The sequence below is a fragment of the Niallia sp. 01092 genome (assembly GCF_052318935.1).
In the GTDB taxonomy this organism is placed as follows: Bacteria; Bacillota; Bacilli; order Bacillales; family Cytobacillaceae; genus Niallia.
Genome location: NZ_JBQRKO010000002.1, coordinates 155,853 through 170,234 on the forward strand (window position 1 = coordinate 155,853; position 14,382 = coordinate 170,234).

Below are 14,382 nucleotides of genomic sequence, written 5' to 3' on the forward strand. Positions count from 1 at the left end.
GTAAAGTATTCAACACATCCATTTACATGTTAGCTAATCTAATAGGTTTTTACAAACATTTTAGCATTTCTTTTAAGAAAAGTGGAAGCGCCTTGTTCAGCCCCGAAGAAAAATGTTCTCATGACTCAAAAAGTGTTTTTTACTTTTAGAGGCATGAGGTTATCTTTCACAGGGGCTAGGCGCTGGAGCTAGACACCTGTCATACTTAAGAAAACTTTTCTTATCTTTAGAAAAAACCAAAAGGAACAAGAATGCACGACTTCTTGTCCTTTGTTTTTTCATATAGAGTTTGTTCAACAGTTCTTATTAATGATGTTGATGGATTTCTTTCACTCGATTATCTGTTGGCAATAACAACGTTAATAGACCGCATAGCGGTAATGCACTGCATAACAGCATGATGGTTTGCAAGTCATACTTATCTCCAATCACCCCTAAGATAACGGCTCCAAGTGCGCCCATGCCAAACGCTAATCCAACAATTAACCCAGAAACAAGGCCAATCATACCTGGTATTAGTTCCTGTGCATACACAACCGTAACACTAAAACTCGACTGAAGAATAAATCCAATTATCATTAATAAAGGACCAACTAAACTAAGCGGCATATGAGGCACTAATAACGTAAACGGTGCAGCTCCAAGCATGGAAAACAACAAAATTGTTCTTTTTCCATATCGATCCGCTAATGGTCCGCCAAAAAAAGTGCCAATTACTCCTGCTAACAAAAATAAAAAAACATAAATCTGCGCTGAACGAATTGATAGTTGAAATTTATCAATCAAATAAAAATGAAAAAAATTACTGATGCCTGCACCATACCAAGATCTAGCAAAAACTAAAAAAATTAATAAACTAATGGCGATCACAATTTCTTTATTGATATAAAGCGGCTTTTTTGCTTGGTGGTTTTTTTTAGGTGCGATTATTTTCAACTCGCCTTTATACCAGTTGGAAACGGAAAAAAGCACAACTATTCCAATGGCAGCTAGCAAAGTAAACCAGATAGTGCCAAACTGGCCAGTATAAGTAAAGATAAATGCTGTAAATAACGGCGCCATAGATTGGCCTGCATTGCCGCCAACTTGATAAATGGATTGGGCAAGCCCCCTTTTTGCTCCCGCAGCCATATAGGCGACACGTGATCCTTCTGGATGAAAAATAGCAGAACCGAAGCCAATAAATAGTACAGATAAAAGCACAAAATAAAAATTAGTAGAAATTGCCAGTCCAAACATGCCTAATAAACTAAAAATCATAGCAACTGGCAATAAATAAGGAGCCGGGCGTTTATCTGCCAATACACCAAAAAATGGCTGCATAATAGACGATGTAATATTAAGAGTGAACGCAATCCATCCTACTTGTGTATAGTTAAGGTTCATCGACTTTTCAATAATTGGAAATAATGCAGGTACGACCGACTGCATACAATCATTCATAAAATGTCCTAAACTTATCGCAAATAATATATTATAAACCGTTATTTGCTGTTGCTTTTGTAATACTTCTGCTGTTTGCAACATACCCCTTCTTTCTTTTTGCAAAAATAGATAATAAATCAAATTACAAATGTTATTATACATCGGAAAAGAAGGAAAAAATAGGTATGGTAAAGATTTTATAAAAATCATTTTCTACAGCAAAAAAGGTACGCTGTTATTTGTAACAGCGCACCTTTTCTATAATTAACATCTATCCATTTTTTTCTATAAAAATTAATCTTGTCTTTGCATTCCTGTATAAATTAGAATCAAACGAATTAATTCTAATACAGCAACAGCAGCTGCTGCCACATACGTTAATGCAGCTGCATTTAATACTTTTTTTGTTTCTCTTTCTTCGTTATTGCGGATAATTCCTAATGAAACTACTTGATCCATCGCACGGTTGGATGCATTAAATTCCACTGGCAAGGTAATAAACTGGAACAACACAGCTGCAGCCATAAATACAATTCCTAACAGAACAAAATTGGATAACCCTGCAAACATTCCAATTAAAATAAGAATCCATGAAAAGTTGCTACCGATATTCGCAACTGGAACTAATGCATGACGGAAGCGCAAAAAAGAATAATTCTGCTGATCCTGAATGGCATGTCCTACTTCGTGTGCAGCAATCGCAGCTGCTGCAACAGAATGTCCATGAAAATTATTGGTCGAAAGACGAACCACTTTTGTTCTTGGATCATAATGATCAGATAATACGCCTCTTGTTTCTTCTACTGTTACATCATATAATCCATTAGCATCTAAAATTTTTCTTGCAACTTCTCTTCCTGTCATATACGAAGAAGAAGCTACTTTTGAATATTTTTTATAAGCACGTTTAACTCTAAGATTGGCGAAGAGAGGAACTAAAAGGATGATAATAAAATACACTAAAAACATACATTTCCCCCTATTTCATGATGTTATATATTTTTATTGTAAGCAGGGAAAATACTAAAGTCAAATTTTATGATTTGATTTTCTTTGTCTCTTCTTTTCTGCTTTATCCCCTGCATATTTTCTCCAGCCAACGTAAGATAATGTAAGAATAATAATACTTCCTGTTGAAATAATCATCCACCAAAGAGAAGGATCTGTTTCATCTTCATATACTTGATTAAATACATTTTGCAGCTCGGATTGCAAGGTGATCAATTCCTCTTGTTGATCACTATTGCTAAATACTTGCAGACGATACGTATCAATAAACTGTACAAGTGCATTTAACTTTTGAAACTGCTCTGTCGCTACATCAAGCTTTAAACTCGGGTAAATAATGTCGTATAAAGAAAGAAAGGAATTCATCTTTTCTTCAAAAACTTGTTTGTCCCCATTTTCAGCTGCTTCTTTCATCTCGTTGTATGTCGTCATAACAGGATCCTTCATTTGTGTCCATAAAGGCTGCTGTCCTGAAGAGATGGCATCTACAACAAGTCGAAACTTAGTTACTGCAGAAATGCGTTCCTCTACATTCATGGTTGTATTGGTGGTCGCTTCAACAGCTTCATCATGTGCAACTGTAACAATTCTTAATTCATCCATTGTGAAAGGATTTTGTTTAACTGTTATGTCGCTAAATTGATTAGAAAAATAATCTAGTATTTTTTTTGCATCTTCATATCGTTCGGATTTTACAAGCTGCAACGCTTCGTCCGATAATGTGTCTAGTTCATCTATAGGCGCATTTTGATCTGTATCTGCATATACAGAAATCGAAATAGGTAGCAAAAGCACTAAAACACTTACGAATACAACGAATTTAGCTTTCATCCCATGTCCCTCCTTGGTCTACTATTAAAAATGTATGACGAGGTGGACAAGGTTAGACTATTAATTTTTTTGTTCTTATGCTGGAACTCTCACTTTAATGTACTAAATTCCAATTCAATCGATCCTTTTTTTGTGTAACATAATATATAATCGCGATGCTTGCTATACTTAACCAAAAGGTAAAATAACCAATTTGCGCCATGTATTGATCTAATACTTTATAACTAGGCATCATAAAAAAAACATAATCAATGATATCATTATGCAACGTCCAAATCGCTGCTATAATGAGATGCTTTACTTTTATTCGGTAAAAAGGCGCATATAATAGACCTTGCAACGCCATCGCCCCATGTGAAAATATCAACATAAGCCCTGCTTTATCAACTATTCCAGTCTGATAAAAAACAAGTAGATTCATGACAACAGCCCATATTCCGTATTTAAATAACGTAATTGCTGCCAACGCTTCAAATAACGGCCAATTTTTTTTCAATAAAAAAGCAAAAAGAACGATAACAAAAAATAAACTTGCTGTTGGACTATCTGGCACAAAGGCTAAAAAAACAGTCGGTGTTTCTTGTAATTGAAATCTATACCAATAATATCCATAAGCTGTTCCTAACACATTAATCACAAGCATTAACATTAAGAAAGAACGATTGCTTAATATATAATACAACGATCTCATGTATGTATTTTCCTTTCCTTGTATTTGTTGATTTATTTTATCATACGATCATATTTAGCGGAAATTTATTCTATTTCAACTTGTTCTAAAAGAACAAAAGCGCAAGCGCCTTGAACAGCTCTGAAGAAAAATGTTCACATGACTCAAAAAGTGTTTTTTACTTTTAGAGGCATGGGGTTATTTTTCACAAGAGCTAGGCGCTGGAGCTGGATGCGGACACAACCGCCAAGTTATCCACAATCCCATTTCGTTTATAATTTCCTAAACGACAAAAAAAGTGACGGGAACGAATAAACAACCCCATCAAAAACCAATCAAGTTGTTTATTCGCTCTATTCGTCACTGTTAATTAGTACTTTGAAAATGCTTTAGTCTACTCGTTAATTCTTGAAACAACTTTTCATCTCCATTATCCAGCGCTTCATCAATTAAGTGAAGAAGTTTCTCTTTTTGAAATTTTTCAATGCTTGTTACAAGAAATTGTTCGGCAATCATTCTGTCTTTTTCACTAATTTGTAATTTTTTTGGCAAGTATGGATTTTCGACCAAAACGGCTGCATATTGATGCGCTTGATTAGAAGCAAAAAAATTCAACTGAATATAAATATCTTCATCTCTGTTTAAACGAATATCGTGAAAGGACTTTTCTGCATCGGTTGTCATCACATTTTCTTTATAAAAGCGGAATGGAACTTCATCCACACAATGGGTGGACATCACCAATCCTCGTGGACATCTTTCCGCATTTTCAACAAAATGAACTTTTTCCATTAATTGATCATGACTCATTAAATAATTTAAAATCCAAACACATTCCCGTCTCTTTAATTGATAATGATTTAAAAACCAACGAATGAAGTCTTTTTTCTCGTTGACAGATACAGGGGTTTTCATTTTTTTATTTCCCTCCTCTGTTTCCAACTAATTTTTTAAGTTTCTCCAAACTCCCTACCATAACAATTCCCATTCTCCATAAAACCGTTTCCTTTTACCAGCAAAACAACTAATACGATTCATCTGCTAACTGATCAAGTATTTCTAAATACTCTGCATTGCTAGGATCTGTTGCTAATAGCTTATTAAAAATTTCGGCAGCTTCCTTTCTTTTTCCTTCTTCTAAAAGAAAATATCCATAATCGTAAAGAAAATCTGGTAGTTCTTTAAAATAAGTATATGCTATTTCATATTTGTTTAATGCCTCTGAATATTTTTCCAATCCTTGTAAAGATTTTGCTGCATCCCATAGAAAGGTTGGTTCTTCAATATTTTGTTCATCCATTAATTCAATTAGTTCCATCACATCATCAAATCTGTCTTGTGTGAAAAATAGTTTATTTAATAACAGCACTGCTTCTATAAATTCCGGATCTATTGCCAAGGCTTCACGAAATTGCTTTTCTGCGTCTTCTTCCTTTCCTAATTTCAACGCCAATTTTCCACCATATAAATATAAATCCTTATTAAATTCATCTTGTTTTATTCCGTCTAAAACAACGTCATATGCTTCTTTTAGCATTTCTTCTCCTTCATACGCTTTCGCTAAATATAAATATAAGGAGTGAAAAGATGGATCCAATGCTTTGACTTCTTCAAGATGATGAATGGCACTTTGGTTGAATCCCGCTTGCAAAGATGTTAAGCCAAGATTAAACAGTGTATTTATTTCAACTTTCTCTTCCAACGCTTTTTTATAATACGTAACTGCTTCTTCAAATGCGCCGCCTGCACTTAAATTATCGGCAATTCTCCCATTTACATTTACGCCGCCAACTACTGTTTGAACTGGAAGAACGACTTTATAAGCACGAATTGCATCAAACAGCTTCCCTTGCTCTGCATATAATTCTCCTAATGCAAAATCAATGATTACCTCTTCTGGCAACATCTTTTTTGCTTGCAGCAGCTTTTGCTCACTTACTTCATACAAACCATCCATTTGGTACAGATCCGCCAACAATAGCAGAGCTTGGGGAAAGCTTGCATCCTCTGTATTTATCTTTTCTAAAATGGAAATAGCCTCTTCTTCATTGCCAAGTTCCATTTCCGTTTCCGCTAACAGAACCATTAGCTCTCCTTCTTCTGGATAAGCATTTAATAACAGATGAAATAATTGTTTTGCTTCTTCTAAAAATCCTAGTTGAAAAAGCTCTTCTCCTAATACAAATCGTTCTTCATTTGAACCACTTTTTACTATATCTTTATAATATTCTAACGCTTTTTCTTGTTGCCCTTCTTCTAATAATGCAATAATTTCATTTACTCTTTCCATGTATTTTCCTCTCTAAACTCCCCCTAATGCAAAAAAGGAAGGTACTTTTACTTCTATCTGTTCACCAAAACCAGGACGAAAATAAACCTTTTCTCCTGCCCGAATACAAACACCTTTATGAATCGTAAATTGTATTCTCTCATTATGATAAAGAAACAATTCATTTTGTTCAATATTTATGTTTGAACCATTTTTTTCATAAAGATTATACGTCACCTCTCCTCCTTGATACACATTTCCTTTAAGCGGGTAAATTCCCATCTTTACTAAAGACGGATATGAAATGACTTCTCCTTCTTTTACTTCTTCTGTAATAGAAGGAAGTTTTTCATCTCTCATAATGGTGGACCAAACGGCAAGTGCTTTTTTCCTTTCCTGCTCTTCTTCTATTAATACAACAGGTACAAGAGGACAATTATAAGGAAACATCGCTTCCTTTATCCACCCCCAAGGAATTTTGTTTAAATCATTTTTATCCGTTATTTCAACAAAAATAGCAGGAATCTTTTGCTTTTTACACTTGCGGATTAAAGAAACGGATAATCGTTTTAACGGAATTTGAATACTGATAATATAATCTAAGGAACTGTTTAGCAAAATATTTTTCGTTTGTTTTAATTGCTGCTCTAAATCTTTTTCTTTACTTATTGCACAGCAGGTTAAAAAAGTCGTAACGCCTCTTTTAATCAAATTATTTTCAATATAATTCCTCTGTTCTTTTGCGGATGTTAATGTTGTGACATGATTATCTAAAATAATTGGTGTTGGGGTCATAATATACGGCGCTCCGTCCATTCGAACACAACGATACTTTTGAAAGGCAGGCTTCATCATTTCAATTCGATTACCTTGCACTAAAAGGGATGTTTTCGTTACTTTCTGTTTTTTTAAAATATGAATGTTTTCGATTATATATGCCATTGCATCACCACCAATCTTTTTAAGACAAGCTATGCTTTTAATTGGCATTATATGACTGAAAATTCAAAAAAGCAGCAGCACCTTGAACATTCTATTGCCCGCCGCTCCTTACAAAGGGTCGTTCCTCGATAGACAAACGTTGTCATTCAGCCTGAAATTTTGCAGTCTTACTTTTTCGAAAATCTGAGGGACTGTCTAGACAGCCCCATTATCTTTCATTTCGACTCTTTCTTTGTCTACTATCCTTCCATACTATCTTTTTTTACTTTCTCTTATTAGATGACATGAAAATTTCACAGTCCTCTACACTTAAAGGCCTACTAACTAAGTATCCTTGAAGTTCATCGCATTCCATTTCTTCAAGAAAGGATTTTTGTATTTCATCCTCTACCCCCTCTGCAATAACCTTGCAGTTTAATGATTTGGACATCATTACAATCATTCTAACTATTGCTGCGTCTTTCTCACTCTTCTCTAACGAAGTAATAAATGAACGGTCTATCTTCAGTCGATCAACTGGAAATTTACTTAAATAATGTAGTGATGAATATCCTGTTCCAAAATCATCTAACGCTATTTTAAAGCCCATTTGTTTTAACAAGGTTATTTTAGCAAGGTTATTCTCAGTTTTCCCCATTGCTATACTTTCTGTTATTTCTAATTCTATATTATTGGGATTTGCACCAGTGTCTTTTATTATTTCTGATACCATATTAATAAAATTATCATGTTGAAACTGTAGAGAAGATATATTTACGGCAATCCTTAATTCTGAGAATCCCTTCTTACTCCAGGATACAGACTGCTTACTGGCCTCTAATAAAACTCTTTCTCCTATTAATAAAATCAAACCAGTTTCTTCGGCAATCGGAATAAAATCGGATGGCAGTACCATTACTTTTCCGTCTCTATTCCAACGCAGTAAAGCTTCGACACCTACAATTTCATTCGTATGCAAGGAGATTTGCGGCTGATAGTGTAATATAAATTCATTACGTTCTAGACCCTTTCTTAAGGAACTTTCTAACTCCATGATAGATTTCATACTCATTGACCCGTTATAAATCATATAATGATTTTTTCCATTTTCTTTAACCTTGTACATTGCTGTATCAGCTTTCATTAATAGTGTATCCAAATCTCTGCCATGGTCAGGAAAAATAGATATCCCTATACTTGGGGTGATATGAAGTTCAACTCCCTTAATATTGTATGTTTCTCTTAAGCTAGTTAATATATTTAATGCTATTCTTTCAATATCCTGCATATTTGCATTTTCAATTAATAGGGCAAACTCATCTCCACCAATGCGGCAAACCACTTCATGTTGGGTTAAACATTTTACTAGTCGTTCTCCAACTTCTTTTAACAGTAAATCGCCATAGGAATGTCCCAGACTATCATTAATATGTTTAAAACGATCCATATCAAGAAGCATAAAGGCTAATTTCTTATCATGAGCATTGGTATTGTTAATCGCCTGTGAGAGTCTTTTTTCCATATATCTGCGATTAGGTAAACCTGTAACTACATCATGATAAGCTAAGTACTCCATGTTATTTACGGTTACTACTAGTTTATCGGTTCTTTCTTTTACTTTAATTTCTAAATTTTCATTTAAATGGTGCAAATCAGCAACTAATTTCTCATTTTCTATTAAAGTAAATATTTGTCTCAAAATTAAAAATAATATACTTATAAACAACCCCAATAACACTGGATGAGATTTGTATAACATAGATATTACATACATAGAAAATAGCAATACAGCCAAATAGGGGATACTTTGTTTTAAAAGGAGATTCTCTTTTTGTTTACTACCATATGTTTTAAACTCTTTTGCTGACTTTCCATCATGATAAATCCCTGACAACCCAATCAATAATATCGAGAGAATCCAAAAAGGCTCGTTTATACTCCCTACCGAGTATATTTTCATAACTGTTAGATAGTTAAAAATAGTATCTGCGATTATCTGGATAAATAGTCCAGACACAAGTAAATAATTTGTCTTTTTGGACAAGATACTATAAGAAGTCATAATGATGCTTAAGACCCCTACAAGTTCAATAAGATCCAATATTGGATAAAGCAACTCGATAATATTAAAAGTTATTTTCGCATGTTGATTTAGCAATGGTTTTATTAAGAAAATCCAGCTAAGAGTCGTTGCTACAGACATAGCTATTAACATGTCGAGACAGAAACGGATCGTTAATAAATAACTCCTCATTTCATTCATTAGTACAAGGAGTCCTATAAAATAAAATCCATTTTGTGCTATCCAAAACGTCACCGCTAGTCTATTCAATCCCTTACCTAGATGAAGAATAAATTCATTATAGCTCCAAAGGATGGTTCCAATGAGATAACTAAGTATCCCTAAACCAAGAAATAACCAGAAACTTTTAGCGGATCCTTTATGCTTAATAAATGTGGAAACGAGCCATCCAATAGATGCACAGCAAGCAATGATTTGAAAGGTCACTCCGCCCCAATCTAATAATTCTTGTTTATTTCTAAATACTAAATTCCAAAGGAAGTTTGCAAGAATAAAAATAACGATAAAAGAATATGCAAACCTTTTTGTTCTAACTTTGAACATGTATTTCTCCATTCTTCTTTTATTTAAGCTACCCTGAAAAGAAGTTCCGCATCGTGAATACACTACGCTTTCCGCTGACGAACTGTCAAGCCTCCTCGCTCGTCCTTCCCTGCGTAGTCTTGGTAGCTCGTTTTTCCGCAGAAGTGTCTAGGCTTTTCTGTCTAATCAATATTTCATAAAAACAACATTACTATAAAACAGATCCTTTATTTAAAAATCAGATTCCTTTTCGTATCATATTAACTTAATAACCATGGGTATTTTTCCTTATTACGGTAAATATCTTTAGGATAAATAATCGCAGGAATCACATAATCCCCCTTATAATAGATTTTATTACTAACTGACTCCAAAGGAATTTTGTATACAGTTTTGAGTGCTTTGTAAAACACTCTTTCAAGGAGTACTACACAATAACTTATATCATAGTATTCCGAATAATTTACGAACACAGTTAAAAGTCTATCCAGGTTCTTTCCTCTAAATTGCTTTAATATGGCCACCTTATCAATTTCTACCACTGAGTTTGGCTTACTTTTAATAGATTCAATCTGATGAAAGGGAAATACTGTATTAATGTTATTAGCAGGATCTAGAATATAAGGCTTAAATTCAATGGTTCCTACTTTTTGATTATGAGAATTTTGAATGATATATCGATCGCTCTGACCATTTGAATTCTCTAATCCATAACCCTTTTCAAGCCAACATTCCATCCAAATTTGGTTAAAATCATTTAATAGTGCAAAGGAATCAACTTTTATGTACACTTTTCTTTCCTCCTATAAAACATAAACTTATAATTTTACTAGTAAAGTAAGCAAGGGCTATTATACCTATATTTAAGTTACTAGTCTATCTCTAATTATATAGAGAAGTAACCTCTTAAAAAATGGTTCTTCAGAAAACTCCGCCGAAAAAAGTTTGAATATTCCGTTAATTAAATTTTAAATATCTCGTAAATTTCCTTCCAAAATTAACATTATCGTTTAATAAAGCCTTTATAAAAAAGAAAAAAGGGATCCAGAAAGTCAGTGTAAACTGACGTTCTGGATCCCCCCCTTCTTCTTACATCAAACTATTTAAATGCTCAAAAAACGACGGATAAGAAACAGAAATTGCTTCTGCGTTTTCCAAAAAAAGTTCGCCTTCGCAAATAACTGATGCAATTGCCAGCATCATACCGATACGATGGTCGCCATGACTGTTAACTAAAGCGCCTTTTAAAGGAGTTCCGCCATGGATAATCATGCCGTCATCTGTTGCTTCAATATCAGCACCTAGCTTTTTCAATTCATTTACAACTGTATCAATGCGATTTGTTTCTTTGACTTTTAATTCGTGTGCATCTTTTATTACCGTTGTTCCGCTTGCTTGCGTTGCTAATAAAGCGATAATTGGAATTTCATCAATTAAACGTGGAATGATATCTCCCTCTATCGTAATTCCTGACAAGCTGCTTGTTTTTACAACAAGATCACCAACCGGTTCAAACACTTCCGATTCGTCGAACTTCACTGCAACGGTTGCACCCATCATGTTCAACACATCCATAATTCCAGTACGAGTTGGATTTAATCCTACATTTTTTAACACGATTTCACTGTTCGGCACAATACATCCTGCAACAAGGAAAAATGCGGCAGAAGAGATATCTCCAGGAACATGGATTTCTGTACCTGTTAATGTTTGGCCACCATTAATATGTATCTCTTTTCCTTCAACTGTTATATCGCCGCCAAAGCGTTTAATCATTCTTTCTGTATGATCTCTTGTTGCAACAGGTTCAATAACTGTTGTTGTACCTTCAGCTTGTAATCCGGCAAATAACACAGCAGATTTCACTTGAGCACTTGCTACAGGCAGCTGATAAGACATGCTGTTTAATTGGCCGCCTCGAATAGATAACGGGGTAAACTCTCCATTATTTCTTCCATCAATACGAGCTCCCATTGTACGTAATGGATTAACCACCCTAGTCATTGGTCTTTTTCCAATTGACGAATCTCCAATGAGTGTACAATGAAAATCTCTCCCTGAAAGAATACCTGATAATAGACGAATAGTTGTTCCCGAATTTCCAACATCCAATATATCTTTCGGTTCTACTAATCCATCTAACCCATTTCCTTCGATGATTACTTTTTCGTCTTTATGCTCAATTGTTACACCAAGCTTTTGAAAACAAGAGATTGTACTTAAACAATCCTCTCCCATTAAGAAATTGGTAACGGTTGTTCTGCCGTTTGCAATCGCCCCAAACATAACAGAACGGTGGGAAATTGATTTATCTCCCGGAATAAAAAGCTCTCCTTGTAAGCTGGTTGGAGTTGCATTTAATTTAATTGGTTCCATTCTTATCACCTTTTTATTTATTACTTTTCAATTGTCGTGCCGTAATTAGAATATGACGCAATGCATTGTTGTGCACGCAATCTATCTTCATCCGTTTGAAAACTAATGACTAATATTCCGTTTAGTTCTTCTCTCGTTTCAATAATACGAATATTCGTGATACTTATTTTTTCCTTTGCTAAATACCCTGTTATTTCTGAAATAACACCCGGATAATCAGGAACATCTACATATAAATCATAAAATGCCGGTATAGCTCCTTTTTGATTTTGCGGAAGTTCATCTCTTACGTTTTTAGCATGCTGAAAATATTCAAATAATTCACTGGAATTTTCTTCTTTTATTAAGGAAATCACTTTATCCATCTCATGCTGCCAATCATTTAAAAGCTGAAGCAACACTTCTTTGTTATGCAATAAAATGTCACGCCACATAGCAGGGCTGCTTGAGGCAATTCTTGTTATATCTCTAAAACCTCCTGCTGCCAGCCTTGTTACAAGATCATTCTTTTTGCTTGTATGGTCTGCCTGATGTACCAATGACGTGGCAACAATATGAGGCATATGACTAATAACCCCTGTTAATAAATCATGCTCATTTGATGTAACAATAAGAAATTTAGCTTTTGTACCTTCTAACCAACTTTTTAAACTATTTATTTCTTCTTCTTTTGTATCTTGCACAGGTGTTAATAAATAAAAAGCATTTTCAAAAAGTAATTCTTTTGCAGCAAGGACCCCGCTTTTATGGGAACCAGCCATCGGATGGCCCCCGATAAAAGTTACGCCTTTATCTAAAAGAATTTGTGCCTTCTGAACGATCTTTCCTTTTGTACTGCCAACATCCGTTACAATAACACCTTTTTTTAATGGCATTTCAGCAAGCATATTAATGATTATTTCTGTTTCCTTGACAGGTGTAGCGATTATGATTAAATCAGCATGAATTGCCCCTGCCATAATCGATTCTGCCTTTTCATCTATCACACCAAGCATTTTTCCGAGCTTGACATTATGTTCCGAAACATCGTAGCCAATCACATAACTTTGTGGATGCTTATCTTTTATACCTAAAGCTAACGATCCACCAATTAGTCCCAATCCTATTACGAAGACGCGGCCATTCACATTGCTCACCGCCTTCTTCTTTTATAAAATTACAAAACAACAGCTGCCTTCTCTTCTATAAACTGAGACATTACTTTTATTAATCCTTCATTTTGTTCTTTAGAGCCAACTGTAATTCGAACAGATGTCGGGAAATTCAACGGCACTCCTGATCGTACAATATAGCCATTTTTCATGAAGTATTGGAATACTTCATTTCCATCCACTTTAAAGTCGATTAAAATAAAGTTCGTTTGTGATGGAAAATAAGTTAAGCCATGCTCTTCACAAAATGCATAAAATTGTTCCATGCCTTCTCTATTTTTCTTTTTACAGCTTTCGACAAATTCCTGATCTTTTAATGCTGTTTCGGTTGCAATTTGACCTAATGTATTCACATTAAAAGGTTCTCTAATCGGCTCTAATGATTTGATAAATTCTTCATTAGCAATACCGTAGCCTACGCGAAAGCTCGCAAGTCCATATATTTTTGAAAAAGTTCTTAGAACGATTAAATTATCAAACTGTTTTACGAGTGTAAGCGCATCGTAATAATCTTCCGCCACTACATATTCGTAATACGCCTCATCTAATACAACTAATACTTCCGATGGTACAGATTTTAAGAAGGGTACAAGCTTTTCATCCGAAATATACGTACCTGTTGGGTTATTTGGACTGCATAACCATACAACACTTGTATTTTCATCGATTGCAGCAAGCATTCCGTCTAAATCGTGATGCCCTTCATTTGTTAATGGAATTTCTCTTACCTCTGCTCCATCAACAATTGCATTATGTTTATATTGGCCAAATGTATGGGATGCCATCACCGTATTTAAACCAGGCTTTAACAAAGCACGAGAAATCATTAAAATAATTTCATCTGAACCATTTCCGAGTACTAACTGTTCTGGAGCAACTTGTAAAAATTCAGCTAATGCAAAGCGTAAATTTGTAGCATAACCATCTGGATATAAAGCAAAAGAGCCATCTACATTTTGGAGTGCCTCCTTCACTTTAGATGAACTGCCAAACGGATTTTCATTGGAAGCCAGCTTGACAATTTCATCTAAATTAAACTGTTTTTTTACTTCATCAATTGTTTTTCCCGGTTGATAAGGAGTTAAGTTTAGTAATTGCTCTTTCCATTTCATACTATTCACCTCTG

Annotated in this window: 12 protein-coding genes; all 12 read right to left on the reverse strand. The window is 34.5% G+C overall.

Annotation, left to right across the window (positions count from 1 at the left end):
* Nucleotides 1-306: 306 nt before the first annotated feature.
* Entirely contained in the window at nucleotides 307-1,527 is a 1,221-nt protein-coding gene (locus ACTXGU_RS02695; protein WP_443479953.1) for an MFS transporter, read from the reverse strand.
* A gap of 192 nt (nucleotides 1,528-1,719) precedes the next feature.
* Nucleotides 1,720-2,394, reverse strand: a complete 675-nt coding sequence (locus tag ACTXGU_RS02700; RefSeq protein ID WP_443479954.1) for a zinc metallopeptidase — start codon at nucleotides 2,392-2,394, stop codon at nucleotides 1,720-1,722.
* 60 nt (nucleotides 2,395-2,454) lie between these two features.
* A complete protein-coding gene (gene ypjB / locus ACTXGU_RS02705) occupies nucleotides 2,455-3,264 on the reverse strand; it encodes a sporulation protein YpjB (protein ID WP_443479955.1) in 810 nt (269 codons plus the stop codon).
* 94 nt (nucleotides 3,265-3,358) lie between these two features.
* Nucleotides 3,359-3,955 (reverse strand): DUF1405 domain-containing protein, encoded by a 597-nt coding sequence (locus ACTXGU_RS02710; protein WP_443479956.1) that lies wholly within the window; start codon nucleotides 3,953-3,955, stop codon nucleotides 3,359-3,361.
* A gap of 345 nt (nucleotides 3,956-4,300) precedes the next feature.
* Nucleotides 4,301-4,849, reverse strand: a complete 549-nt coding sequence (locus ACTXGU_RS02715; RefSeq protein WP_443479957.1) for a ReoY family proteolytic degradation factor — start codon at nucleotides 4,847-4,849, stop codon at nucleotides 4,301-4,303.
* A 109-nt stretch (nucleotides 4,850-4,958) separates the two neighbouring features.
* On the reverse strand, nucleotides 4,959-6,224 hold the full coding sequence (locus ACTXGU_RS02720; RefSeq protein WP_443479958.1) for a tetratricopeptide repeat protein: 1,266 nt from the start codon (nucleotides 6,222-6,224) through the stop codon (nucleotides 4,959-4,961).
* A 12-nt stretch (nucleotides 6,225-6,236) separates the two neighbouring features.
* Nucleotides 6,237-7,145 (reverse strand): hypothetical protein, encoded by a 909-nt coding sequence (locus ACTXGU_RS02725; RefSeq protein ID WP_443479959.1) that lies wholly within the window; start codon nucleotides 7,143-7,145, stop codon nucleotides 6,237-6,239.
* 262 nt (nucleotides 7,146-7,407) lie between these two features.
* The gene (locus ACTXGU_RS02730) at nucleotides 7,408-9,750 is read right to left on the reverse strand and encodes a putative bifunctional diguanylate cyclase/phosphodiesterase (RefSeq protein WP_443479960.1); all 2,343 of its coding nucleotides are present in this window, start codon (nucleotides 9,748-9,750) and stop codon (nucleotides 7,408-7,410) included.
* Nucleotides 9,751-9,989: 239 nt separating this feature from the next.
* Nucleotides 9,990-10,520, reverse strand: a complete 531-nt coding sequence (locus ACTXGU_RS02735) for a hypothetical protein (protein ID WP_443479961.1) — start codon at nucleotides 10,518-10,520, stop codon at nucleotides 9,990-9,992.
* A gap of 298 nt (nucleotides 10,521-10,818) precedes the next feature.
* A complete protein-coding gene (gene aroA, locus ACTXGU_RS02740; protein ID WP_443479962.1) occupies nucleotides 10,819-12,105 on the reverse strand; it encodes a 3-phosphoshikimate 1-carboxyvinyltransferase in 1,287 nt (428 codons plus the stop codon).
* 20 nt (nucleotides 12,106-12,125) lie between these two features.
* On the reverse strand, nucleotides 12,126-13,232 hold the full coding sequence (locus ACTXGU_RS02745) for a prephenate dehydrogenase (RefSeq protein WP_443479963.1): 1,107 nt from the start codon (nucleotides 13,230-13,232) through the stop codon (nucleotides 12,126-12,128).
* Between the two features lie 29 nt (nucleotides 13,233-13,261).
* Complete coding sequence (gene hisC, locus ACTXGU_RS02750; protein WP_443479964.1) at nucleotides 13,262-14,368, reverse strand: histidinol-phosphate transaminase; 1,107 nt, start codon at nucleotides 14,366-14,368, stop codon at nucleotides 13,262-13,264.
* Between the last annotated feature and the right edge of the window lie 14 nt (nucleotides 14,369-14,382).

Bases quoted from the DNA above. Each gene is read 5' to 3' on its own strand.
- hisC (WP_443479964.1), bottom strand. From the start codon at position 14,368: ATGAAATGGAAAGAGCAATTACTAAACTTAACTCCTTATCAACCGGGA.
- ACTXGU_RS02695 (WP_443479953.1), bottom strand. From the start codon at position 1,527: ATGTTGCAAACAGCAGAAGTATTACAAAAGCAACAGCAAATAACGGTT.
- ACTXGU_RS02725 (WP_443479959.1), bottom strand. From the start codon at position 7,145: ATGGCATATATAATCGAAAACATTCATATTTTAAAAAAACAGAAAGTA.
- ACTXGU_RS02715 (WP_443479957.1), bottom strand. From the start codon at position 4,849: ATGAAAACCCCTGTATCTGTCAACGAGAAAAAAGACTTCATTCGTTGG.
- ACTXGU_RS02730 (WP_443479960.1), bottom strand. From the start codon at position 9,750: ATGTTCAAAGTTAGAACAAAAAGGTTTGCATATTCTTTTATCGTTATT.
- ACTXGU_RS02700 (WP_443479954.1), bottom strand. From the start codon at position 2,394: ATGTTTTTAGTGTATTTTATTATCATCCTTTTAGTTCCTCTCTTCGCC.
- aroA (WP_443479962.1), bottom strand. From the start codon at position 12,105: ATGGAACCAATTAAATTAAATGCAACTCCAACCAGCTTACAAGGAGAG.
- ypjB (WP_443479955.1), bottom strand. From the start codon at position 3,264: ATGAAAGCTAAATTCGTTGTATTCGTAAGTGTTTTAGTGCTTTTGCTA.
- ACTXGU_RS02720 (WP_443479958.1), bottom strand. From the start codon at position 6,224: ATGGAAAGAGTAAATGAAATTATTGCATTATTAGAAGAAGGGCAACAA.
- ACTXGU_RS02710 (WP_443479956.1), bottom strand. From the start codon at position 3,955: ATGAGATCGTTGTATTATATATTAAGCAATCGTTCTTTCTTAATGTTA.